The following is a 22,965-nucleotide window of genomic DNA, read 5'->3' on the forward strand; positions in this document are numbered from 1 at the left end:
ATCCTTGTCTCTCGACTTGTTTCTGCTTAGCCTGGAAAGGCGAATAATCAGGCTTCCCCCGTTAAGCAAACATTCCTGTTAGTGAAGCCATCCGTTTTAACATATATTGCTATTCGGATTTTGGGCATCGGCACTTTTTGCAACCTTACCCCCAATATATGCCAGAATCGGTTCGATTTCTCTATGTTCCACTAACTTGCTAGGTCTTCCTTCACACCCCACCGTTGCCAGTGACGCACTTGACTTTACATTGCTCTTCCCTCCGATCAGGTGAGCGGGCTTTCTTTCAAGCCTCGGAATTGTTTGCATGCAGGGCAAACAAAAAACCGCCGGTTAGCCTACCGGCGGTTCCACTACACAAAAGGAACAGTTGCCTGTTCACAAACAGAAATCAAACAAATTGAGGTACTTCTCGTTCCTCAAACAATTTATGGTTTAAACCCTGCAGGGTTTGTATCTTGTTTTTAGTATCTACCAATAAAGAAATATTGTTATCGCTGCCGCCGTAAGAAATCATTCTAACGGGAATATCATTTAATAGTTCAAAAAGTCGGCTTGTACTTTTATCTTCAATTAGGCCCTCGCCTACAATGCAAATGATACTGTGTTCTTTTTCCACTGTAATCTCACCGTAAGCGTTTAATTCTTCCAGGATCAGGTCTAAATTCCGGTCATCATCTATGGTGAGGGAAATTGCAATTTCTGAAGTGGTAATCATATCAATTGCTGTTTCGTATTTATCAAAAACCTCAAAGATTTTTTTCAGAAAACCGTGTGCCATCAGCATTCGGTTAGATTTAATCTTAATGGCAGTAATCCCATCTTTAGCTGAAATAGCTTTCAATCCACGAGAATGAATTTCAGCTGAAATTTTAGTTCCGGGAAGTTCCGGAGTAAAGGTATTTTTCAGAAACAAAGGAATTTTCCTTTTTATAACCGGAGAGATCGTTTGCGGGTGCAAAATTTTTGCGCCAAAATAAGCGAGCTCGGCAGCTTCCTCAAAACTCAATTCGGCAATTGCATGGGTATTTTCAACATAACGAGGATCGTTATTATGAAATCCATCAATATCAGTCCAAATTTGAACTTCTTCGGCCTGAACTGCTGCAGCAAGTATAGTTGCGCTGTAATCGCTTCCGCCTCGTTTTAAGGTGCTAATATTATTTTGCGCATCAATTCTTACAAAACCCTGGGTGATATAAATATCTGAGGGTTCCAGGTTTTCTATATTCTGCTGAAATAATTTGCCAACTAAATCTGTATCAGGATTTTCCAGGTTTGAAACCTGCATAAAATCTTTGGCATCCAGAAAGTTATTTTGAATTCCTAAATTGGTAAGAAAAGTAGAGAAAATATAGGTAAGCATTGTCTCACCGGTAGTCACAACTTCAGCATAAACCTTTTCAGAATATGTATTGCGGCTAATTTCCTGTAAACCTTCAAGCACATTGTTCACAAAAGCTTTGGCATAAGAATTCAACCCAGGCTTATCTATAAGTTCATCTATAGTAGTTTCATGCTTTTGTTTTAATTCAGCAATAATAGAATTAATAGCTGAATGATCTTCAAGCTTAATGTTTTCGGTAATTTCTACCAGTTTATTAGTCACCCCGGCCATTGCCGAAAGTACAAGAACTTTCTTTCCTTCTCTTGAAGCTAAAATGTTCTTAACATTCCTAATGCTTTCTACAGATCCTACTGAAGTACCACCAAACTTTAATACTTTCATTGCTAAATATTTACTCACTTAGTGAGATTTTTAATTTTAAATATTCTTTTTGTTATTCCGGTTTTACTAACTGAAATAATTTGATGCATAATTAGAATTAAAGCTTCCTGCAACAAAAAATATCTATCAATTTATATACATTTGCACAAAATGTACAATATTTAACAATGAAGACGATTACTACCTGTGTTCACGATATAATTAGACACCAACCCTTTTTGGATGATGCCATTGCCCGGGATATAGTAAATTTTAGCGGACTCGCGGAAGACATCCAGCCGCAGGTAGAAAAAGAAATGCGGAAACCTGTAAAACAGGGTTCAATTATAATGGCGTTAAGACGCTATGCTCCCCGCCGAACCAAGATTAATATGCAGCATTTACGGGAACTGGGAGATATAGTAGTCCGCTCCGGCATTACCGAATATACTTTCTTAAACTCTAATACAATTATTGCTAATAAAGCTAAATTACTGGATGCGGTAAAAGATCAAACCGGGGTTTACCTTAATTATTCCAGCAATTACCAGGAAAGTAATATTTTGGTGTCCTCCAGCCTTACAAATCTTGTTGAAGATTGCTTTAGAAACGAGAGACGGGTTTCTATTAAAGAAGAACTTTCTTCTATTACCATTGCGCTGCCAAAAAACAGTTCGCAATTTGTAGGCCTCTATTTTTATCTCTTTAAGCTTCTTGCCTACGAAGGAATACCAATTTTTGAAATGATCTCAACCTCAAATTATTTCGCGCTTTTCTTAGAAAAGGAATATGTAAACCAGGCGTTTTTATTGATTAATGAGATTAAGAAGTAGATAAAAGCTCCCCTCCTTTCAAAGGAGGGGAGGGAATGAATTCAGCTTTGCGGAAAAAAGGGGTGGTTACCCCATTCAAAATTTTATAAGGAGAAACCTTCAGTTAGACGGTTTGTTATCCCCATTACCAAAATTCAAAGTAAAAACCAGAGATCACTACCGCTACTATAAGAATAAGTAAAATGGTAATAATAAAACCGATACCGAAATTAGTTTTCTTATTGTCTTTTAAAATATAATCTTTTTCTTCGTCGTCTTTTTTAAATTCCATTTGGTTAGTTTTTCTTCAAAATTAATATATCCAGAATTTAAGAATGATAAGGTATTCTTAAATTATTGAAGCTGGTACCACCAAACGGAATTCTGAAAATTCATAGGTAAAACCAACTGATTTTTTTCAGCATCAAATAAAATATCTCCAGAGCTTTTTTCTGAAGTTAATACTTCTTTAAGTTCCCCGTCTTTCTTAATAAGATAAATTGTACCGGTAGCCCAATCTGAAATATAGAATGCATCATCACCAACCGGTTGAACGCCGTCTAAATTGCCAATTCCTTCTTTAGATACTTTTTCGATCTCGCGTGTATCCATATCAATTTTCAGGAAATTACCGTCGGAGTTTTCCCCCCAGGCAGCAGCATACAGATGATCTTTATGTGCGTAAAGTCCGTTTACATATTCTAACCTTGTAGTATTTAAATATTCAATAATTTCTCCTTTCTTATTGTCGGGAATCATCATATTAGCTGAATCGCCGGGCATTAAATAAATAGCACTTTTCCCAGAATCTGAAATAAAAATATTACCAACCGCATCTATAGTAATATCATTTAGAGACTTTGCGTCCTCAACTTCAATTCGCTTTGTGATTTCTGATTTTTCAATACTAATTTCTATAAGTTCGGTATTATTGGTAACATATACCTTATCCTCTTTTATCAGTAAACCTTTTGGGTCTTTTAAACCATCTATCCATTTTAAGTCGATTATTTCTCCATCAGCAGAAACCCTGGAAATAAATCCGTCTCCGGCTTCGTTATCGGCCATATTTGAAATATAATACTCATTTTTTGCTTCGTTAAAAACCACAGATTCGGGATGGCTAAAACCTTCTACCTTTTTTATTAAAGTGGCAGATGTACTTTGGGCATAAAGGCCACTACTAATAAACACGCTTAAAAGAAGTATTTTAATAGAATTTAATTTCATAATATTTTTTGTTAGTTTTTATAAAGATACAAAATAGAAATCTTTAGAATTTTTAAGGTTTGTACTAATATGCTGCTAAATATTTCCTAATTCTAAATTTTGAAATTCGATTTCAGCTAAATTAGAGCTACTTAACCTATAAATTATCAATTATGAAAAATATCATTAGGGCTATACTTGCCGGTTGGGGCGCCAAAAAACTTGGCGGCGGCTGCGGGTGTATAGGAATTATCGTGGTATTTATAATCCTTTGGATTATTCTTGGTTACCTTGGGCTCGGATAGTTATTCGTACTCTGCCATAATAGTATTCCATTCCATTGTTTTCATTACTCCAATGAGAACAGGATCAATTTTATTCAATAGAGCTGAATTTTTAGGAAAACTATACCCGTAATAATCCTTTTTCAGGGTTTTGGGGAGAACTTCAATATCATTTTCTAAGCCTCTTCTTTTTAATTCGTAACGCAGAATAGGTTCATCGTAAACAAAAAGCTTTGTTTCTTTATTTTCTAAAAGTTCTATTCCTTCTTTTTCACTAATTACCTCGGTATGCTGAATATTATAAAGGTTTAGTAGTTCCTGGGCGCTACTACTTTTTACACTGGTAACTTCAAATTTAGATAAATCCTGAACGCCGGTGATTTCATCGTTCATTGTTTGAACGGTAAGTGATGATGCTATTCCAGCCGTTAAACTGGAAATAATAATTATGGCCATAAACATCCAGATTAAGCCAATTATACGTCCGCCGGTAGTTCTGGGCGATTTATCACCGTAACCCACTGTTGTCATTGTAACAGCACTCCACCAGAAACCTTCCAGGATTCCACGAGAACCACCGCCAAATTCTTCGGCATTCTTTTTACGTTCAAAAATCCAAACCAAAAAGCCGAAAACGAAAATTACGGCTAACAGAATAAGTATTGCTGAAATAAAATTCCAGCTAAATAAATTGGCTAAATAACTAAAAACCTGAGATTCGCTCCTTTTGGCCACACCGGTATGAGATATGAAATATGGTTGGGAAAAATCCATTCGCTGCATCCTATTATCGGTCACCGTAACGGGATTAATACTGAAATCTACTTCGTTATTTTCAATAGCAATTAATAATTCGCCAAGAGAAGCAAATTCTTTAAACTCGTAATTAAAATCCAGCTCATCATTTACCAAATCCCACGCATCAATGCTCAGTCCGGCGTATTCACCGTTTTCGTTCATAACAAAAGGAGGAGTTGGTGTAACCCCAATTACAAAGGTTTTGTTGAGATCAAGACTATCTGAGGCTTGCTGGGCATTAAAACTGAAACTTGAAATTAATAAGATAAATAGAAAAAAGTATTTTTTAATCATTAAGAGTTATTCTTTTATGTTTCTATTCTTTGAAATTGAATCTACCGGGACCTCATAGTAAATCTTTAATTTTTTCCTTCCAAATTCCCTGGCTTTTTGTACATCTTTATCCATATAGATGTCAATTTTATTCTTCCAGCGGTAATGCATTTTATCTTTCACCAGGAAAATGCTGTCAAAACCTTCAATTTTAATCGGCGTATTATGGTCTAAGCCTTTTTTAATTAAATCCCGGGAAACAGCGATTGCTCTTAAACCTGGTTTTAAAGTATCTCCCCACGCAGTAATATTAGCACCACCGGCGCCAGTTTGCCAGCTAAGGGAATTATAGGCCGAAGCTGTAACTTCCAGGGTGTCCCAGACTGTAGATGGTTCTTCGGAAATTTTATCATTAAAATTACAAGCTATAAAGCCGAAATAAATAATTATTAAAAAAACTATTATTCCGGCTTTCATAACTTATAATTTTAAATTCTTATTCTAGCTTAACTTCCAGCCATCACGATAATCTCTACGTACAAATTGATTGGCTTCGTCAAAATTAGTAACTCTCATTTCTTCTGAATTCCAGAGCATTTTTATATCACGCCCGGGATATTCAAAATATTTATCTCCATTATCACGCATCTTTTCATTTCTAACATCGTAGCCTCTAATAGCTAAATTGGCAATTAGTAAAGTTTCAGTTAGCGGTCCTGCAATTTCAAAAGGAGAACTCAGTTCTTTTTTTCCGTAGCCGGCAATTGCGCCTTCTACCCATTGTGCATAATGGCCTTCTTCCCCACCGGGAACGCGGTCATATTTCTCCGCAACATTTACTTCGTCGGTTTTTGAAGTTGGCAATAAACGTGGATTTCTACCATAGGTACCACACATCATTTTTCCTTTATCTCCAATAAATAATACGCCGTTTCCACCATCGCCAAAAGTTTCGTTTGGTCCAAGTTCTTCCGGTCTCTTTGGTTTAATTCCACCGTCCATCCAATGTAAAGTAACATCTTCACTGGTTTTTTCGGTTTTTGGGAAGGTCATTACTGCGTGGCTGGAAGGTGGGCAACTTTCGGGGAAATAACCTCTTTGAAATTCATCTACATAAACGCTTCCTACACTACATTGTACATCTTTTGGATGGCCAAGGCCTAAAACACGGTAAGGCGCTTCAATTAGATGGCAACCCATATCGCCAAGTGCCCCGGTACCATAATCCCACCAGCCACGCCAGTTAAACGGAACTAATCCTTCAATATAATTTTTATACGGTGCAGTATTTAACCATAGATCCCAGTCTAAACCTTCAGGAACCGAAGTGGTTTTTCCTTTGGGCCACGGAATTCCCTGTGGCCATACAGGTCTATCTGTCCACACATAAACCGTATGTACTTTTCCTATAAGGTCGGCATCATACCATTCTCGCATTTTTCTAACTCCGTCGCCAGAAGCTCCCTGATTTCCCATTTGGGTCACCACTTCATATTTTTTAGCAGCTTCAGTTAATTGCCTGGCTTCATAAATATCGTGAGTAAGTGGTTTTTGAACATACACCGGTTTACCTAATTCCATAGCTGCCATTGCCTGTATTGCGTGGCCGTGATCTGGCGTAGAAATGGAAACTGCATCTATATTTTTGGCTTCTTTCTCTAGCATTTCCCTGTAATCGGTATAAAACTTAGCTTTTGGGAAACGGGCTATAGAGCGTGCCGCCCTTTTTTTATCAACATCACACAAAAAACCAATATCGGCTTTCCCAGATTGGTGAAAGCTATTAATATCACTTTCCCCTTTTCCTCCTACTCCAATTCCGGCAATTACCAGCTTATCACTTGGGGCTAAAAAACCGGGCCCTCCCATTACGTGCCGCGGAATAATACTAATTCCCGCCGTGGCCAAGGCAGTTGTTTTTAAAAAACTTCTTCTGGAATTAGATTTAGGGGTTTCATCTTTTTTCATGTGTTTCAGGATTTAAGTTAAGAGGGTTAAGCTTATTAAAATATTTCTAAATTTTGAGTTAATAAATGTATTTACTTATTCTGGGAATTCCAATTTAAATATTAAGCCCCTGTCTTTCAGAGTGTATGATTTCAAAATAAATCTCTCTGGCAAATGTTAAGATTTTTAAAAGATTTCCGGATTAAAGGGGTCATAATTTGGAAGCGGATTTTATAACTGTACCTTTGCACTCTTTAACGGGCAGATTGTTAATAAAGCCCATTATAATTTCGAAAAACAACATTATGAGTCAAGTAAAAGCAAATGACACGGTAAAGGTACATTACACAGGTAAACTGGCTGACGGGCAGGTTTTTGACAGCTCGGTAGAGAGAGGTGAGCCTATAGAATTTACTATGGGACAAGGACAGCTTATCCCTGGTTTTGAAAAAGGCCTTATCGATATGAAAGTGAACGAAAAGAAAACCATAAATATTCCTAAAGAAGAAGCTTACGGAGAGCCAAGAGAAGAGCTTGTGCAAGAAGTTCAAAAGAGCCAACTTCCAGAAGAAATTAAGCCTGAAGTAGGAATGGGACTTGTTTCTAAAAGCCCTGATGGCCAGGAAATGAACCTTGTGGTTAAAGATGTGAAAGATGAAACTATAGTGGTAGATGGAAACCACCCACTAGCAGGAAAAGACCTGGTATTTGATCTTGAAGTAGTAGAGATCAAATAAGTTTTTTTAACTTATATAGAAAGCCCGAAGCCTAATGGTTTCGGGCTTTTTTATTTATTAAATTTTAAGCTTTAGGTTAAGGTTTTGATAATAATTTGAGGTTGGGTACAATCATCTTTATCTTAGGAAGAAATCAACAAAAAGTATTATTATGAAAAGAAATGGAACCGCAGTTTGGAAAGGGAATCTTAAAGAAGGTAAAGGCACAGTAAGCACCGAAAGTGGTGTTTTAAAAGAATCGCAATATTCTTTTAAAACCAGGTTTGAAGATGGAATTGGTACCAATCCAGAAGAACTTATTGGTGCGGCCCATGCCGGGTGTTTTACCATGCAGCTTTCGGCTAATCTTACTGAAGAAGGTTTTGAGCCAGATAAATTAGAAACTAAATCTGAGATTACTTTTGCAGATGGTGCTGTGAAAAAGTCGCACTTAATTTTAAAAGCGAAAGTAAAAGGAATTGAGAAAACACAATTTGAAAAAATAGCCAAAGATGCTAAAGATAATTGCCCAATTTCTAAATTACTCAATACCGAGATCACTTTAGAATCTGAATTGATTCAATAGATTCTGAAATATTCCTAAAAGATGGAATAAATGAATATATGGGGTTGGCTAAAAGTCTACTTTCGTCAAGCTTAACTTGTTCAGTTTCTAATATATGTTTTTCTAACATCTTAGATCCTGAAACAATTTCAGGATGACGAGTAAAAAAACTTTTAGCCAACCTCTTTTAATGCTATAAACACTGCATTTTTAATCCTATATTCCATTTTGTTTTGCGGCACAAATTTCTGGTTTACTTCCAATTCAATTCCCAAATAATTTTCATGGAATTTTTTACGTAAATAAGTAGTAAACCCATCTGCTTTCCCCAAATAGGGATAATTAAATCTGATCTTTAATTCAGGATTTTGATTCTTTATATTCTGCTTAAATTTTTTACTGAATTCTTTTTCTTCACTCCTTGACGGATCGTAAAGTAGCCCAATATCTGTATTTCTAATCTCTTCGTCTAATTTTGGAGTAAACGTGTGCACCGAAAAATGTAGTACCTTCTCCCCTTTTTCTATTATACTTGAAATTTGCTTTTCTACCGAATCTCGATATGGAAAATAATATTGAGTTAAAATTTCATTTTTCTGCTTTCCTGATAAATTTTTAGTGAATGCAGAAAACAAATTAGAATGCCCTTTAGATCTATTTACTTCCACTAACAAACGCCCCGTTTCGTGATAAAATGAAAAATCGGATAAGTCCTTTAGCTCCTTAAACAGATCTAAGGCACCGGGATCATAGCCACGGTGTGATTCCAGAGTTTCCATGGCATTAGTAAATAAATTTTGATATTCCTGCGGAATTGTATTAAAAGCGTGTTCGCAGGTTAAGACCAGTTTCACGGCTTAAAGAATTTATTTTCTTCAAGACAATCGGCTAGCTTAAAATAGGTTTTTTGAATATTTTCATCTGAAAAATCATCACCTAAGGCCTTTAAAATACGGGTTGAAAGACTTCCATTATTCAGTAGAAACTTTATGCTTTCCTGTTGTTTTTCTGCAATATTTCTTTTCACTTTTGAAAACAAAATCCGCCAGATCTCTTTAATTTCAATGGTTTGTGAAAGTCCGAAGATCTTAAGATATTCTTTGTTACTGATTTTAGTATTTTCGGCGTCCTTTATTACGGCATCAAATATTTCAAAAAGATCATTCTCGTGCCATTTTTTCTGTTTACTAATAGCAATCAAATCTTCGCTAACCAGCAATTTCAAACATTCAATAATAAAAATAGCAATTGCCATATCGGCTTTTGGACATTCCTGAACGTCTATTACGCGAATTTCTATTGCATTTCTATCAAAACGAGCAATAGCTCCACGGGAATTCAAAAAGTGATGATCCAGGATATTTTCTGTATCGTGCGGTTTGATCTTTTTATTAATCGGTTCAAAAATGGTTTTGTAATAATCGTCTTTAGAAAAAACCTGTTCCGGAATAACTTTTCCCGTCATCTCCGGAATTTCCTTTTGATTGGTTTTATATACCTGCATCCTGGCATCTTTAAAACCGGTATCTTTTCCTTCAAAAATAGGAGAACTGGCACTTAAAGCAGGGATTATAGGTAAAAGTAAACGCACTGCAGCGTGCAGTTTTTCAAATTCAGTATCATCAAAAAACGGAAGGTTTATATGCATACTTTGCACATTGCTCCAGCCGTGGCCGCTGCAATCAAAAATTCTATTATAAAGTGCGTATATTTTACTGGAACTGTGTTTCCACAATTCGGTTTCAGTAACGGGATTCATTAAAGGATGGGCTGCCGAAGGTAAAAGCCTGGTGTTCTTCTCCTTTAGCAAAAGATTTACTTCTTTAATATTTTCAGCAAAAAGAAGATCTAGATTTTCTATATCTCCGGTTGGACCATTGGTTTTTAATTCTACAACGTGAGCCACTAATTCGTTGCTCCATTCAATTTCTCCATTTTCAATATCTGAGGTAATTTCCCCATTTTTACTAATAAAAAGTTGGTCTACAATTGGATTTACCTTAAAACTGGACGTATCTACAAGCATATATTCCAGTTCAATTCCAAAAACTTCAAAAAGATGATATTTCATAATTACTTCTTTTCTAATCTTTCTTTTAATGCCGAAATGATCTCCATATAAACCTGTTCCCCATAGTACCCGTCTTCTACACCAAAGTCGATATTCGGATTATCATTAATTTCAATAACAAGCGGCTTTCCTCCTACTTCTTTGATATCTATGCCGTAAAGTCCTTTCCCCATTAATTTAGCCGATTTTAATGCAGCTTCTAATATTTTCTTTGGAACCTTTTCTATAGGTAAGCAATCTGCATTTCCGTCCTGGTCATCTTTTTCTTTAGCGTCCCAGTTGTAGATTTGCCAATGGCCTTTTGCCATATAATATCTACAGGCATAAAAAGGTTTATTATCCAGAATTCCTATTCGCCAATCGTATTCTGATGGTGAAAATTCCTGCGCAATCACTAATTCCGATTTTTTAAGCATCATAGTAACCAGTTCATGATATTCTGCCGGGGTTGTTGCTTTTTTCACTCCGAAAGAAAAAGTAGAATCGGGAGATTTTAAAACTACCGGCAATCCGGTAATTTCAAGAACTTTATCTTTATTTTCTTTATGAATTATCACCGTTTTTGGAGTTGGAATATTGGCATTTTCTAAAGCCTCGGCCATATAAACTTTGTTGCAACATTTCAGAATAGCATCTGGGTAATCTATGATGGCGATACCTTCCTGCTGGGCTTTTCTTGCAAAGGCATAAGCTTCATTATTTACTTCGGTACTTTGCCTTATAAACAAAGCATCAAAAGCAGATAAACGCGAAAGATCTTTAGGAGCAATTATTTCTACATAGAAATCCATTTTTTCAGCAATTTCTACGAATTTCTTTAATGCTTTGGCATTACTGGGCGGGGCGGGATCGTCTGGCTGTACTAAAATTGCCAAATCATATTCCGTAGTATTTGCACGAGGAGTGTCGTAACGTTTTTTAGCAAAATATTGCGCCGCAAAATCGTACATACTTTCTAAGTGATCCTCAGGTATTTCGGCTTCAGAAATAGCTTTAATACTTTTTATATTCCATTTTGTGGTATAATTGAATTTTACCCGTAAAAACGGAATTTGAAAATGGCGGTGAAACATCGCACTCAACTCTTTATATTTTTGCGCTACGTTTTGCCCAAAATATATACTAAGGGTAAATTCCTGTGATTTTATACTTTTTAAGCTGGTTTGCATTAAATTGTCAAACTCTTCTGAAACTATTTTTACCAGTTTCGGCTCTCGTAAATCAACGATATTTTTTACCGTAGGAATTGCCAAATGCCCGCGAGCTTCGGCTAAAAGTGAGACGTAATAACCTTTTGACTGATAAGAATAATCTTTGCAGAGGTTGAAAATCCTTGCATTTTTTAGCTTAGCAAACTCCGGATTGGTTAGATAAGATTGCGCTGAAATTATCTCAACATTATCCAGTTTTAACTTCCACTTTTCAGGGTGGTTTACAATTATATATTTATTCATTTAGAAATTGAAAATTCTATCAAATGTAGGAGAAAATTAAATACGTTTTGAATGAATTTTATCAAAATAAGTCATTCAATTTATTTCTTTAATTTTTATTAGTAATTTCAGGGCTTCAATAAAAATGAAAACCCATATATATGAAATTAAATCTTCTTAGTCTTGCGCTAATTTTCACGGGAAATCTGGTAGTAGCCCAACAAAATAGCGATGATGCTTTACTGGAAAAAGCTAAAGAAATTCACGAAAAGGTAATCACCATAGATACCCACGCCGATATTAATATCAATAATTTCACTGAGGAAAGAAATTATACTATGGATCTTGAAAACCAGGTAACGCTGCCCAAAATGGAAGCGGGCGGACTCGATGTGGCCTGGTTTATTGTTTATACCGGCCAGGATGAGCTTGATGGTGAAGGTTTTAAAAATGCGTATAAAAATGCAATGAGCAAGTTTGATGCTATTCATAAACTCGTTAAAGATTTTGCTCCAAATCAAATAGGTTTGGCCACCAACTCTGAAGAAGTGCGAAAATTAACTTCTGAAGGAAAAAAAGTAGCGATGATTGGGGTAGAAAATGGATATCCTATAGGAAAAGATATTGAAAATGTTGAGAAGTTCTACGATCTTGGTGCCAGGTATATGTCACTTTCTCACCAGGGACATAGCCAGTTAAGTGATTCTAATACCGGTGAGGAAAATGATGAATGGTTGCACAACGGTCTTAGTAATTTAGGGAAAGAAGTGATTGCAGAAATGAATCGACTGGGAATGATGATAGATGTTTCGCATCCTTCAAAAGAAGCTATAAAACAAATGTTTGAGCTTTCTAAAGCACCGCTTATCGCTTCCCACTCCTCTGCTCGTCAACTTTGCAACCATAGTCGAAATTTAGATGATGAACTTCTAATGTTATTTAAAGAACACGGCGGGGTTGTTCAAACCGTTGCTTTCAGTGCTTATGTAGATACCGAAAAAACCCAGGCATTTAATAAAGCAAGCGATAAAGTTTATGAGAAAAAGGCTGAAGAAATGAGTTTTGAAGTTTTGCCACGCGATGCTGTAAGGGCTTTAAGCAATGAAGATAGAAATACTTACTACGCCGATTTTCAAAAAGTACGAGCTGCAGCAGCACCTGAAGTTGAACTATTAAAACAAAAAATTGAACCTGTAGGAGTTTCAGATTTTGTAGATCATATAGACTATATGGTAGATTTAATTGGAATTGAGCACGTAGGAATTAGCTCAGATTTTGATGGTGGCGGCGGAATTGACGGCTGGCAGGATGCTTCAGAAACTTTAAACATTACCAAAGAATTGGTAAAACGCGGTTATACCGAAGCGGAAATCGCTAAGCTTTGGGGAGAAAATTTACTAAGAGTGATGGATGAAGTTGATGCCGTAGCTGCAGAACTTAAAAAAGCATAAATCCTAAAATACTAGCATGAAAAAAGCCTGTAAGGAATATTCCTTACAGGCTTTTTAATTGTGTGCCGTGCATGGCGTATAACTCGACGGTGAAAGTCCGTTATGAGGGTTTATAGCTACCTATCATTAGCTAAGAGCAAGGGTGTCCACCGCGAGGTGGAATCTGAAGGAAGCTTAGGGCAAAGTTCCGGCCCGAGGAACACGAACATCATAAGGCATATTCAGTTTGGACGAGTTTGCAATACAAAACGAAATCCTAAAGCTATACGGAAACTGAAGTGTAGATGATGCGGGCAAATGGAATGAAAGTTATATGTCTTACCGCGGGAGGGCTCACAGACGCGTGGAAACAAAGTATGAAATGCGGTTGAAACAAGATTTGTTGTGAGCATTCAGCCGATGCCATAGTACCGGATGGCCGACATCTTCCGGGAAGGGCTGAACCTTAAGGAAGTGAATAGTAAATGACTGTTACCTTGTGAAGGAAAGAATGCAGAAAATATCGCAAGATACCTGGCTGCAAAAGGATAGGGCGGCACCCGAAAGTTATGCAGGAGGGCAGACCTTTATAGGGATAACTGAAAACAACTTCACTGATCCTGATTACCAAAATTATGGACTACTGGAACAAATCCTATCTCCGGCTAACCTAAACCGAGCCTTTAAAAAGGTACGGAATAATAAAGGAAGTGCCGGGGTGGATAAGATGGATGTCGAATCCCTACAGGATTATCTTATCACTAATAAAGAGTTGCTAATCCAATCCATACTGGAGGGGAAGTACCGTCCCAATCCTGTTCGCCGGGTACACATACCCAAGGCGAATTCTAAAAACAAGCGCAGCCTGGGTATTCCATCGGTAGTCGATCGGGTTATTCAACAGGCAATGGCGCAGGTGTTATCTCCAACCTTCGAGAAACAATTTTCCCCACAGAGCTACGGCTTCCGGCCAAACCGGAGTGCTCATAAAGCTGTAAAACAATGCCAGGCATTTATCACTGCGGGATATAAATACGCGGTGGATATGGACTTGGAGAAATTCTTTGATACCGTAAGTCAAAGTAAGCTTATTGAAGTACTCTCCCGAACCATTAAAGATGGAAGGGTGGTCTCCCTGATTCATAAATACCTCCGTGCCGGAGTGATGGAACGGGGAAGACTTAAGTCGAGCAAAAGGGGAGTTCCGCAGGGAGGTCCTTTAAGCCCGCTATTGAGCAATATTATACTCAATGAGCTGGATCAGGAACTCCATAGAAGGGGACATCGCTTTGTCCGCTATGCGGACGATCTTGTGATTTTATGCAAGAGCAAACGTAGTGCGCAACGCAGTCTTCGCAATATCATTCCCTTCATAGAGAATAAATTGTACCTCAAGGTAAATCAGGAGAAAACCGCTGTAGGCTATATCTCCAGAATTAAATTTCTGGGCTATGGTTTCTATAAAAGAAAAGAAGGTTGCCGGCTTCGAGCCCATCCCAGCAGCATTACCCGAATGCGGAAGCGAATTAAAGAGCTTACCAATAGGAGTAATGGTTGGGGAAATGAGCACAGGAAGCAGGAGCTCCGGCAGTATATAAGAGGCTGGGTAAACTATTTTAAGTTGGCTGATATGAAAACGTTGATGCCTAGAATAGACGAGTGGTATAGAAGACGACTCAGGATGATTATTTGGAAGCAATGGAAACGGATTAGAACCCGTTTTAGCAATCTCTTAAAACTTGGTTTATCCAAATCCAAGGTAAGGGAATTTGCAAACACTCGAAAAGGCTATTGGCATATTGCCAGTAGTCCCATCCTTAACCGAACTATTACCACGGAACGCCTGGCTAAAGCTGGATATACCTTCTTTACGGATTGCTATAGGAAAGTCAGGGTGAACTAAGGAACCGCCGTATACGAGAACCGTACGTACGCGTGGTGTGAGAGGACAGATAGGGAATTAATCCCTATCTTCCTACTCTATCTAAACTCTTAAATTTAGAATTATGCGTGCTGTAAATCGTGTTTACCTTCTTTAATCTCTTCAATCATTTTAGCGTTAAACGCCGGTAGATCGTCAGGATTTCTGGAAGTTACAAAAGCTTCGTCTACAACTACTTCTTTATCTACCCAAAGTGCTCCTGCATTTTCCAGGTCTTTTTTAATAGAGTTAAAAGAAGTCATTGTTCGACCTTCTACAACTTCTGCATTAATTAAAGTCCAGGCTGCGTGGCAAATTGCGCCTACAGGCTTGCTTTGTTTAAAGAAGTCACGCACAAAAACTAAAACTTCGTCATGTCTTCTTAATTGATCTGGGTTAATCACTCCACCGGGAAGTACTAAAGCATTATATTCTTTAGCGCTTACCTCATTTATGCTGCGATCAACATCTATTTCTCCAGACCAGTCAGTTCCTTCCCAGCCTTTAATTTTTCCTTTTTCAAGGCTTACTATATCTACTTTAAAACCTTCGTTTTCTAAAGCCTCTTTTGGTGAAAATAATTCACTCTTTTCAAATCCGTTTGTAGCTAAAATTGCTATTCTCTTTTCCATAATTTCATCTTCTTTTTTGGTTCAATCAAAGATAAAATTTGTTTAAGGGAGAGTGTGCTAAGGTCTTTATAAAAGAAAACCCGGTTAAAGTTAAACTTTATTAATTCTCTTAAAACTGTTTAAAATGAGGCTATTTTTTATTTTTAGTCATTTGCTCATTTTCTCGGTTTTTCTCCCAGTTCATATTATTTTTAAGCGTATCTATAATTTCCTTTTCTTCCTCTAATTGGGTGCGCTTTTGTTGTAATTTTTCCAGTTCCTGGTAAATTGCGGGTTCTCCATACTTATTGGGGACTACTCTTTCATTTTTAAGCAGGGCGTATTGTACGGTAAATTCGGCACCAAAAAATAAAATAAGACAGGTATAATAAACCCAGAGTAGAATTAACACTACCGAAGAAGCCCCGCCGTATACCGATGCCGGTTCACTTTTACCGAAGTAGAAACTTATTAAGGCTTCACCAACAAGGAATAAAATAGTAGTTACCGCGGCTCCTAAATAAGTGATTCTCCAACGTAATTTAATATCAGGTAGTAACTTGAAAATGGCAGCAAATAAAGTGGTTATCACGAGAAATGATATACCAAAATTTACAGCCTCTACCATAAACGCGGTTACCTGAGGTGCATATTGTTCAATTTCATCTTTTAAAATTCGAATTAATGCTGAAATAACGAGGGAGAGCAAAAGTAAAAGACCTATTACCATTACCATTCCAAAGGAGATAAGTCTATCTAATAAAATTCTAAGGAAATTGGTTTGTTTGGCCGCTACATTCCAAATATTATTCATGGCCATTTTAAGCTGAAAAAACACCCCGGTAGCACCAAAAAGCAACATTCCTATTCCAAATATAATTGCCCAGGTAGATTCGGTGGCCAGAGCGGCACTCGCAATCATGTTTTCTATAGCATCTGCCGGCTCCTGCCCTACAAAACCACTAATCTCAGAAGTTAACCTTCCCTGTACGGCTTCCTGTTCAAAAAAATACCCGGCGATGGTTACCACAATAATTAATAAAGAAGGTAAAGAAAACAAGGCATAATAAGCTATGGTGGCGCTACGCGCATAGGGTTCGTTCCTATTCCAGCTTATGTAGGCCTGTTTAAAAAGTGACCAGGTAGTTTTGAGGAATTTCATTAAATCTGATATTTCTCTTTAAAAATTTCAATATGATGTTTGGTATGGCCCGCAGTAATAAAGCCCAATGCTCTGCAACTGGTAGAACTCCCGCTAACAAATCCCTGGCTTAACAACATTTCTTTTGAAAAACTTTGGTAAAGCGAAATCCCAGCATTTCTAACTGCTTTAAATTCCTTTTTGAGACTTTTTAAACTTCGCAGTTTTGCAGCGCTGGCAGGAACATAAGCTTCGTGATCAAAACCCGGTAATTTAATTTCCGGTTCTCTCGCGAGTGTAAGCGATCTGTATTGAAAAATTCGTTCTACATCTATAATATGCTGAATTACTTCAGCAACGGTCCATTTACCTTCAGCATAGCTATAACTAAGGTCTTCTAGTTTTATCGTATCTAATAATCCCAGGAACTCTTCTCTGTTTTCAAGAAGTAAAATCCCCAGCTCTAAATTGCCGGGGATTTTTTGTAAATATCTGTCGTAGTACGCATTGTACTCGTTATAATTTAGGTTTTTTGCTATCATTTTAAGCAGAATTTCTACTTGCGTTAATATTTCCGTAAAGGGAACGCGTTACCATTTTCTCATAAACTTCAAGCATTTTACCGGCACTTTCGCCTTGTTCCTGAAGTTCCTGAACTTTTCTAAGCGCGTGTTGCTGAATGGTTAGCAATGGCAAAACAATTCTTTCACGTGCCTGAATTGACGCTCTACCGGCCGGCTGATTTTCCATAAGCTCATCATATCCAGTTACTTTTAAAAGCATGGCGTGGGTACGCTTATATTCAGCATAAATAATCTTCCAAAAATCTCCGAATTCCTTATCCTGCTCCATATAAGCGGTTAGCGTAAAGAAAGACTTGGTAAGACTCATCATAGAATTCTCCAATAAGGTTTTAAAGAATACCGAATTTTTATAAAGCTGCTGAACTTTGTCAAACTCGCCAGCTTGCTCAAACTTCTCTAAAGCTGTACCTACCCCAAAGAATCCCGGAACATTTTGTTTTAATTGACTCCAGCTTCCTACAAATGGGATGGCTCTTAGATCGTTCAGGTTAAGTTTAGCATCCTTATTTCTTTTAGATGGTCTACTACCAATATTGGTTTTTGAGTAATATTTTAAAGTACTCATTTTTTCCAAATACGGGATAAACTTTTCGTGTTGTTTAAAATTGGTGTAGGTTTCGTAACTTATCTCAGCAAGATGCGTCATTGTTTCCCGATCTTCATCGGTTAACTGATTTTTTCCTTTGCTAAATATTTCGTTAGAAACCCCAGAACTAAGCAGTTGTTCCAGATTATATCTACAAGAATCACGAGTTCCAAAATTAGAACTAATGGTTTGCCCCTGTACAGTTAACTGGATTTCTTCATTTTCAATTCCAGAACCAAGAGATGCATAGAATTGGTGGGTTTTTCCACCACCACGTGCCGGTGGTCCTCCTCTACCATCAAAGAATACAACTTTTATGTCATATCTCCTGGAAACCTCGGTTAGCATTTCCTTGGCTTTATAAATACTCCAGTTGGCCATTAAATAACCACCATCTTTAGTACCGTCACTAAAACCAAGCATTATGGTTTGCTTGTTTCCTCTACTTTTTAAATGCTCACGGTAAACTGGATTGTTATATAAAGTCTCCATTACATCTGGAGAAGCTTTTAAATCTGGTACAGTTTCAAAAAGAGGAATAATATCTACAGTTGGTTTATTCCAGCCGCACATTCTCAAAAATGCAAAAGGCTCTAAAATACTTTGCGGTACTTCACTGTGGCTAATTATATATCTATTAGCCCCATTTTCTCCATTTTTACTCTGAATTTCCTGCATTGCATATATTGAGGAAAGTGTAGATTTGGTGATACCGTCTTCATAACTTTCAAGATCTATATTACCTTCAACCTTTGTAAGCGCTTCTATTTGTTCTTCGTTAGAAAGCGAAGCATAGTTTTTAGGCAATAAATTTGGCTGGGTTTTAATAATTTCCTCTAAAACTTCAGCGTGTTTCCCAGAATCCTGGCGTATATCTAAAGTAGCAAAATGATACCCAAAGATATTTGCTTTGTTAATAAGATCATCAATCTCTTCAACAAATAATCCCTGGTGTTTATTTTCAACTATATCTTTGATTTTATGCAATTTAGACTTGAAGTCTTCAAGTGACATTTTAATCTTTCCGGTCTTGGATATTGCACTTTGATATAGCGGAGTTTCTATTTCAGAAATAATCGCGTCTACTTCGCTAAAGGTTACCCTTCTCTTCAGTTTTCTAATGTCGCGGTAATAGTTCATCAAAATAGTACTTCTTAACCTTTGTGCTACCTTTAAAGTAATTTCAGTAGTTACAAATGGGTTACCATCACGGTCTCCACCGGGCCAAAATCCCAAATTGATTACCTGGTTACCAATATCTTCACCATCAAAAATATTCTGCTGAATATAATTATAAATCTTACTTACACTTTGGTAGAAAACATTCTCAAAATACCAGATCAAACTTACAGCTTCATCGTAAGGAGTTGGCTTCTCTTTTTTGAAAAACGGGGTTTTGCCAAGTTGAGCCAGTAATTTTTTAATAAGTGTAATATCATTTTTCTGAATAGCTTTATCCAAATCGGTGATTATTCCTAAAACGGCTCCCGGATAAAATTGTGTTGGGTGGGCAGTTAAAGTTGGCCTTACATTAAAACGCTTCAAATATTCCCGCAGCTCCGGTGTTTTGTCTTTAGCTTCGGCTTCCTCTTTTACATTTCTAAGGGTTCCGCGGCCATCCATATTGTTTACTATAGGAAAAGATGCATCTTCAATAGCATCAAAAAGCACTACCTGTCTTTCTATATATTGAATAAACCTGAAAAGTAAACTGATTTGATGTTCTTCTGAAGGATCATCCTGATATTTACTGAAGAAGCTTTCAATAATTTCTGAAGGGTTTTTGTTTTCCTTAAAGCCTGCTTCACAAATTTCCTGAAAAAGAGGCAGCAGCGATCCTGTTTTACTAATATCGTCAAAAGGCAGCGTTAAAAATATACTGTTATAAACCTGATATTTTGAAAGTACGCTTTCATTAAAACGTTCTAGTTTTGGTTCTCTGTGCATAATTAATTTTAGTTGATTAAGATTAAATTTAAAGTTATAAAAAAACCCTTTAAACACGGAAGCCTAAAGGGTTTTTATAATAAGTTTAGGCTTATTTACATATCCTGAAAAATAGAGTGCATTAAACGTTTTTTATCATTTAAGCTCTCTTCTAGAGAAATCATAGTTTCTGTTCTGTACACTCCTTCAATATCGTCTAATTGAAAGATTACTTCTTTAGCATGTTGGGTATTACGTGCTCTAATTTTACAAAACACATTAAATTTACCTGTAGTCACGTGAGCAACAGTAACGAAAGGAATTTCGTTAATGCGTTCTAATACAAACTTGGTTTGAGAAGTATTCTTAAGGAATACGCCTACGTAGGCAATAAACGCATAACCCAGTTTCTTATAATCTAGAGTTAAAGAAGAGCCTTTTATAATACCTGCTTCTTCCATTTTTTTAACCCTTACATGAACCGTTCCCGCCGATATTAGCAGTTTCTTCGCTATATCGGTAAATGGAGTCCTGGTATTCTCAATTAACATATCGAGAATCTGGTGATCTGTTTCGTCTAATTTAAACTTGGCCATTTTTTAAATTTCTTTATTTATATGAAATTCAAAATTAATACAAAATCCTTGAATAATTGCTAAGGTTTTTGAGAATTATTCACATTTAAGAGGTAATTCTACATCATTTAGAGTGATTTTATTAACTACAACGTTTTCGATAAGCTTAGATTCCCCATTAATTTTAATTTTTTTATTCTCACAATAGAATTCTTTATGTGCGAACTTGTCAATTTTTGGTTCTATTTTTTCTATTTCCGGTAAAAACATCACTTTTTCCTCTTTCACCCCCTCTTTATATTGTATAGCGATATCTACTACTCCACTTTCGGTTTTTGCCTCCCTTAAAATAATATCGTTGAACAATTTTTTGTTTTCGGGAATATTCTCGTAATCGCGATAATCTATGTCTTTAAAACTTTCTTCACTTATTCCTTTTAAAACCGAAATTAAAGCCAAAAACACATATTTCCTGCTTTCTTCGCGCTGGTAATCTTTGGGAAAATGCCCGGCTTCAAAAAGAATGGTTGGTGTTTTAGTACTTTGAAAAGTATCTCCCGTACAGTTAATATTAAAAGCATCGTCATACCTTCCTATTCTTCCAGGAAGTAATTCAGAAAGATCTGAAGCTATTTTAGCGATTAACTGCATACTTTTAATTCGTGATGAGAATATTTGCCTGTCTTTATCCATAGAAGGCGTTAGGAACGACAAAACAGCTGCTTCTGCTTTATCCCCGGCGCTAAAAATAGTGCGTTGATCGTGTAGGTTTAGACAGAAATCAGGTTGAAAATTATCGAATTGTTCTCGTAAAATCCGGCTTTCCGGCTGACTTAAATCTTGTGCATCCCTGTTTAAGTCTATTTTATTTGCGTTAACCCGGGTGTAGGCTTCTGCTCCGTCTGGATTCAACATTGGAATTATACAAAAACTGCAATTGTTTAAAATAGATTTCACCAATTCACTCTCCTTATACTTATTCATATAATTAAGAAGATCAAAAACCGCTTTAGTGGTGGTAGATTCATTGCCGTGCATTTGTGACCAGGCAAGAATTTTAATTGTCCCTTTACCAAATTGAATACTATGAATTGGTTTTCCTAAAACCGATGCTCCAATTTCTTTTAGCGAAAATTCTTCTCCCAATTTATCAAGTAAAAGCTGAATGTCTTTTTGCCTAATATACCTACCGGAAATTTCCTGGTTTTTAAATGAATTGTAGTCTTTATAAAGCTGGGTAAATAATGCTGATTTTTCCATGTTTACAAAAGTAAACAATACAAATTTTACAATTGTAAACAGTTAAAATTACTTTTGTTTGTTACATATGTAAACATTCGTCCAACTGAATATACACGCGACATGGAATAAATCCTATGCACTTATTTTTAAAACATAAAATGTTTATTTTTAGTTATTTAATATATATTATATCAACTTAGAGTTTAAGTGCATTAAATAAATTACAATTGTAATTTGCAGGCTATTTAAGCTTTGATTACATTTGTAAATACTAATTACACCCAATATAATTCACAATGGTAAACACTGAAGATTTTTCTAAACGCCTGCATAGAATCCTTGAGTTTTATGAATTATCTGCCGCCGGTTTTGCCGATAAAATTGAAGTTGGACGGTCCTCTATTTCCCATATTTTATCGGGTAGGAATAAACCCAGTTTAGACTTTGTGATGAAAGTTGTAAAGTCTTTTCCTGAAGTTGAATTGTATTGGCTATTAAACGGAAAAGGAAGTTTTCCTCCTTCAGAAAAACCCACACCTCCACCTGTGACCAAACAGGAAATTAGCAAAACTCAACCACCACTGGAACATACTATCCAGGAGAAAAGTGAAATGCCTTTTCCTTTTCCGCAGCAAGGAAAAAGTAAACCCATTAGAAAAATTGTTATTTTTTATGAAGATGGCACTTTTGAGGCCTTTGAAAATTGACAGTCCGGGGAAAATAGGTTTATTTTGCAGTTCAAAAGGAATTGCAATAATGAAAAAGCTTTTACTACTATTAAGCCTGGTTTTTATTTTAACGGGCTGTTTTGAACCGGAAAGAAACTGCACCGATTTTAAAACCGGCACATTTGAGTATAAAACCTATTTAAATGGCGAATTAGCCACTTCTACCTTTATAAGGAACGATTCTATAGAAATTGATAAATTCCAGGGGAAATCAGACACCTCATCGGTTAGATGGATAAACGACTGCGAGTATATTCTAAAAAATCTAAACCCTAAGAGTATGGCCGAGGAAAAACCCATTCATATGAAGATCTTAACCACCAATAAAGATGGTTATACCTTTGAATATGGGATTGTAGGCCAGGATAAGAAGCAACGTGGCTCTGTAAACCGCGTTAAATAAAC

At 36.5% G+C, this 22,965-nt stretch carries 23 protein-coding genes; 8 read left to right on the top strand and 15 right to left on the bottom strand.

The genetic code is table 11. The features are described from left to right. Positions 1-391: 391 nt before the first annotated feature. Positions 392-1,729, bottom strand: a complete 1,338-nt coding sequence (locus BM084_RS13090) for an aspartate kinase (protein WP_075326966.1) — start codon at positions 1,727-1,729, stop codon at positions 392-394. Positions 1,730-1,896: 167 nt separating this feature from the next. Between BM084_RS13090 and BM084_RS13095 the strand changes: the two genes are divergently transcribed. After that, the gene (locus BM084_RS13095; RefSeq protein ID WP_075326967.1) at positions 1,897-2,541 is read left to right on the top strand and encodes a hypothetical protein; all 645 of its coding nucleotides are present in this window, start codon (positions 1,897-1,899) and stop codon (positions 2,539-2,541) included. A gap of 124 nt (positions 2,542-2,665) precedes the next feature. Here BM084_RS13095 and BM084_RS19205 read toward each other — a convergent pair whose 3' ends face one another. Together BM084_RS19205 and BM084_RS13100 are read right to left on the bottom strand one after the other, a co-directional pair. Further along, the gene (locus tag BM084_RS19205) at positions 2,666-2,812 is read right to left on the bottom strand and encodes a hypothetical protein (RefSeq protein ID WP_177195705.1); all 147 of its coding nucleotides are present in this window, start codon (positions 2,810-2,812) and stop codon (positions 2,666-2,668) included. 62 nt (positions 2,813-2,874) lie between these two features. Then, positions 2,875-3,750, bottom strand: a complete 876-nt coding sequence (locus BM084_RS13100) for an NHL repeat-containing protein (protein WP_075326968.1) — start codon at positions 3,748-3,750, stop codon at positions 2,875-2,877. Between the two features lie 152 nt (positions 3,751-3,902). Between BM084_RS13100 and BM084_RS19535 the strand changes: the two genes are divergently transcribed. After that, positions 3,903-4,034: a hypothetical protein gene (locus BM084_RS19535; RefSeq protein ID WP_257787182.1), complete on the top strand. Its 132-nt coding sequence runs from the start codon at positions 3,903-3,905 to the stop codon at positions 4,032-4,034. Here the strand turns inward: BM084_RS19535 and BM084_RS13105 are convergent, their stop codons facing one another. Genes BM084_RS13105 through BM084_RS13115 form a run of 3 tightly spaced genes read right to left on the bottom strand, consistent with a single transcriptional unit; the run spans position 4,035 to position 7,052 of the window. Beyond that, positions 4,035-5,105, bottom strand: a complete 1,071-nt coding sequence (locus tag BM084_RS13105) for a transporter substrate-binding domain-containing protein (protein ID WP_075326969.1) — start codon at positions 5,103-5,105, stop codon at positions 4,035-4,037. A 6-nt stretch (positions 5,106-5,111) separates the two neighbouring features. Beyond that, positions 5,112-5,561 carry a 3D domain-containing protein gene (locus BM084_RS13110; RefSeq protein WP_245764375.1) on the bottom strand — a complete coding sequence of 150 codons (450 nt, stop codon included), beginning with the start codon at positions 5,559-5,561 and terminating at the stop codon, positions 5,112-5,114. Between the two features lie 24 nt (positions 5,562-5,585). Next, positions 5,586-7,052, bottom strand: coding sequence for a Gfo/Idh/MocA family protein (locus BM084_RS13115; RefSeq protein ID WP_075326971.1), 1,467 nt, complete (start codon positions 7,050-7,052; stop codon positions 5,586-5,588). A gap of 284 nt (positions 7,053-7,336) precedes the next feature. Here BM084_RS13115 and BM084_RS13120 point away from each other — a divergent pair, with 284 nt between their 5' ends. Both BM084_RS13120 and BM084_RS13125 read left to right on the top strand, forming a co-directional pair. Further along, on the top strand, positions 7,337-7,768 hold the full coding sequence (locus BM084_RS13120) for an FKBP-type peptidyl-prolyl cis-trans isomerase (RefSeq protein WP_075327974.1): 432 nt from the start codon (positions 7,337-7,339) through the stop codon (positions 7,766-7,768). Between the two features lie 151 nt (positions 7,769-7,919). Next, positions 7,920-8,333 (top strand): OsmC family protein, encoded by a 414-nt coding sequence (locus BM084_RS13125; protein ID WP_075326972.1) that lies wholly within the window; start codon positions 7,920-7,922, stop codon positions 8,331-8,333. Between the two features lie 152 nt (positions 8,334-8,485). Here the strand turns inward: BM084_RS13125 and BM084_RS13135 are convergent, their stop codons facing one another. Genes BM084_RS13135 through BM084_RS13145 form a run of 3 tightly spaced genes read right to left on the bottom strand, consistent with a single transcriptional unit; the run spans position 8,486 to position 11,837 of the window. Further along, the gene (locus BM084_RS13135) at positions 8,486-9,166 is read right to left on the bottom strand and encodes an N-formylglutamate amidohydrolase (protein WP_075326973.1); all 681 of its coding nucleotides are present in this window, start codon (positions 9,164-9,166) and stop codon (positions 8,486-8,488) included. Further along, entirely contained in the window at positions 9,163-10,383 is a 1,221-nt protein-coding gene (locus tag BM084_RS13140) for a carboxylate-amine ligase (protein WP_075326974.1), read from the bottom strand. The genes BM084_RS13135 and BM084_RS13140 overlap by 4 nt, the downstream gene beginning before the upstream one ends. 2 nt (positions 10,384-10,385) lie before the next feature. Beyond that, positions 10,386-11,837 carry a RimK family protein gene (locus BM084_RS13145; protein WP_075326975.1) on the bottom strand — a complete coding sequence of 484 codons (1,452 nt, stop codon included), beginning with the start codon at positions 11,835-11,837 and terminating at the stop codon, positions 10,386-10,388. A gap of 140 nt (positions 11,838-11,977) precedes the next feature. Here BM084_RS13145 and BM084_RS13150 point away from each other — a divergent pair, with 140 nt between their 5' ends. Both BM084_RS13150 and ltrA read left to right on the top strand, forming a co-directional pair. Then, positions 11,978-13,267 carry a dipeptidase gene (locus BM084_RS13150; RefSeq protein ID WP_075326976.1) on the top strand — a complete coding sequence of 430 codons (1,290 nt, stop codon included), beginning with the start codon at positions 11,978-11,980 and terminating at the stop codon, positions 13,265-13,267. 490 nt (positions 13,268-13,757) lie between these two features. Next, the gene (gene ltrA / locus BM084_RS13160) at positions 13,758-15,149 is read left to right on the top strand and encodes a group II intron reverse transcriptase/maturase (protein WP_218152249.1); all 1,392 of its coding nucleotides are present in this window, start codon (positions 13,758-13,760) and stop codon (positions 15,147-15,149) included. 101 nt (positions 15,150-15,250) lie between these two features. Here the strand turns inward: ltrA and BM084_RS13165 are convergent, their stop codons facing one another. The 6 genes from BM084_RS13165 to BM084_RS13190 form a co-directional block, all read right to left on the bottom strand. Further along, positions 15,251-15,799: a type 1 glutamine amidotransferase domain-containing protein gene (locus BM084_RS13165; RefSeq protein WP_075326977.1), complete on the bottom strand. Its 549-nt coding sequence runs from the start codon at positions 15,797-15,799 to the stop codon at positions 15,251-15,253. A 130-nt stretch (positions 15,800-15,929) separates the two neighbouring features. After that, positions 15,930-16,940, bottom strand: coding sequence for a YihY/virulence factor BrkB family protein (locus BM084_RS13170; RefSeq protein ID WP_093305356.1), 1,011 nt, complete (start codon positions 16,938-16,940; stop codon positions 15,930-15,932). Further along, positions 16,940-17,461: a DinB family protein gene (locus BM084_RS13175; protein ID WP_075326979.1), complete on the bottom strand. Its 522-nt coding sequence runs from the start codon at positions 17,459-17,461 to the stop codon at positions 16,940-16,942. The genes BM084_RS13170 and BM084_RS13175 overlap by 1 nt, the downstream gene beginning before the upstream one ends. A gap of 1 nt (position 17,462) precedes the next feature. Continuing rightward, positions 17,463-20,036, bottom strand: a complete 2,574-nt coding sequence (locus BM084_RS13180; protein ID WP_075326980.1) for a phosphoenolpyruvate carboxylase — start codon at positions 20,034-20,036, stop codon at positions 17,463-17,465. 95 nt (positions 20,037-20,131) lie between these two features. Further along, a complete protein-coding gene (locus BM084_RS13185; protein WP_037314044.1) occupies positions 20,132-20,611 on the bottom strand; it encodes an Lrp/AsnC family transcriptional regulator in 480 nt (159 codons plus the stop codon). A gap of 75 nt (positions 20,612-20,686) precedes the next feature. After that, a complete protein-coding gene (locus BM084_RS13190) occupies positions 20,687-21,850 on the bottom strand; it encodes a M14 family zinc carboxypeptidase (RefSeq protein WP_093305358.1) in 1,164 nt (387 codons plus the stop codon). 278 nt (positions 21,851-22,128) lie between these two features. Between BM084_RS13190 and BM084_RS13195 the strand changes: the two genes are divergently transcribed. Together BM084_RS13195 and BM084_RS13200 are read left to right on the top strand one after the other, a co-directional pair. Then, entirely contained in the window at positions 22,129-22,539 is a 411-nt protein-coding gene (locus tag BM084_RS13195; RefSeq protein WP_075326983.1) for a helix-turn-helix domain-containing protein, read from the top strand. A gap of 49 nt (positions 22,540-22,588) precedes the next feature. After that, entirely contained in the window at positions 22,589-22,963 is a 375-nt protein-coding gene (locus BM084_RS13200) for a lipoprotein (RefSeq protein ID WP_075327975.1), read from the top strand. Positions 22,964-22,965: the final 2 nt, after the last annotated feature.

It is taken from the genome of Salegentibacter agarivorans (genome assembly GCF_900113135.1).
Taxonomy (GTDB): Bacteria; Bacteroidota; Bacteroidia; order Flavobacteriales; family Flavobacteriaceae; genus Salegentibacter; species Salegentibacter agarivorans.

Excerpts from the sequence above, each read along its gene's own strand:
- BM084_RS13180 (WP_075326980.1), bottom strand. The coding sequence starts at position 20,036 with ATGCACAGAGAACCAAAACTAGAACGTTTTAATGAAAGCGTACTTTCA.
- BM084_RS13140 (WP_075326974.1), bottom strand. The coding sequence starts at position 10,383 with ATGAAATATCATCTTTTTGAAGTTTTTGGAATTGAACTGGAATATATG.
- BM084_RS13105 (WP_075326969.1), bottom strand. The coding sequence starts at position 5,105 with ATGATTAAAAAATACTTTTTTCTATTTATCTTATTAATTTCAAGTTTC.
- BM084_RS13120 (WP_075327974.1), top strand. The coding sequence starts at position 7,337 with ATGAGTCAAGTAAAAGCAAATGACACGGTAAAGGTACATTACACAGGT.
- BM084_RS13110 (WP_245764375.1), bottom strand. The coding sequence starts at position 5,561 with ATGAAAGCCGGAATAATAGTTTTTTTAATAATTATTTATTTCGGCTTT.
- BM084_RS13090 (WP_075326966.1), bottom strand. The coding sequence starts at position 1,729 with ATGAAAGTATTAAAGTTTGGTGGTACTTCAGTAGGATCTGTAGAAAGC.
- BM084_RS19535 (WP_257787182.1), top strand. The coding sequence starts at position 3,903 with ATGAAAAATATCATTAGGGCTATACTTGCCGGTTGGGGCGCCAAAAAA.
- BM084_RS13185 (WP_037314044.1), bottom strand. The coding sequence starts at position 20,611 with ATGGCCAAGTTTAAATTAGACGAAACAGATCACCAGATTCTCGATATG.
- BM084_RS19205 (WP_177195705.1), bottom strand. The coding sequence starts at position 2,812 with ATGGAATTTAAAAAAGACGACGAAGAAAAAGATTATATTTTAAAAGAC.
- BM084_RS13200 (WP_075327975.1), top strand. The coding sequence starts at position 22,589 with ATGAAAAAGCTTTTACTACTATTAAGCCTGGTTTTTATTTTAACGGGC.
- BM084_RS13115 (WP_075326971.1), bottom strand. The coding sequence starts at position 7,052 with ATGAAAAAAGATGAAACCCCTAAATCTAATTCCAGAAGAAGTTTTTTA.
- ltrA (WP_218152249.1), top strand. The coding sequence starts at position 13,758 with ATGCAGAAAATATCGCAAGATACCTGGCTGCAAAAGGATAGGGCGGCA.
- BM084_RS13150 (WP_075326976.1), top strand. The coding sequence starts at position 11,978 with ATGAAATTAAATCTTCTTAGTCTTGCGCTAATTTTCACGGGAAATCTG.
- BM084_RS13190 (WP_093305358.1), bottom strand. The coding sequence starts at position 21,850 with ATGGAAAAATCAGCATTATTTACCCAGCTTTATAAAGACTACAATTCA.
- BM084_RS13125 (WP_075326972.1), top strand. The coding sequence starts at position 7,920 with ATGAAAAGAAATGGAACCGCAGTTTGGAAAGGGAATCTTAAAGAAGGT.
- BM084_RS13175 (WP_075326979.1), bottom strand. The coding sequence starts at position 17,461 with ATGATAGCAAAAAACCTAAATTATAACGAGTACAATGCGTACTACGAC.
- BM084_RS13095 (WP_075326967.1), top strand. The coding sequence starts at position 1,897 with ATGAAGACGATTACTACCTGTGTTCACGATATAATTAGACACCAACCC.
- BM084_RS13195 (WP_075326983.1), top strand. The coding sequence starts at position 22,129 with ATGGTAAACACTGAAGATTTTTCTAAACGCCTGCATAGAATCCTTGAG.
- BM084_RS13145 (WP_075326975.1), bottom strand. The coding sequence starts at position 11,837 with ATGAATAAATATATAATTGTAAACCACCCTGAAAAGTGGAAGTTAAAA.
- BM084_RS13100 (WP_075326968.1), bottom strand. The coding sequence starts at position 3,750 with ATGAAATTAAATTCTATTAAAATACTTCTTTTAAGCGTGTTTATTAGT.
- BM084_RS13170 (WP_093305356.1), bottom strand. The coding sequence starts at position 16,940 with ATGAAATTCCTCAAAACTACCTGGTCACTTTTTAAACAGGCCTACATA.
- BM084_RS13165 (WP_075326977.1), bottom strand. The coding sequence starts at position 15,799 with ATGGAAAAGAGAATAGCAATTTTAGCTACAAACGGATTTGAAAAGAGT.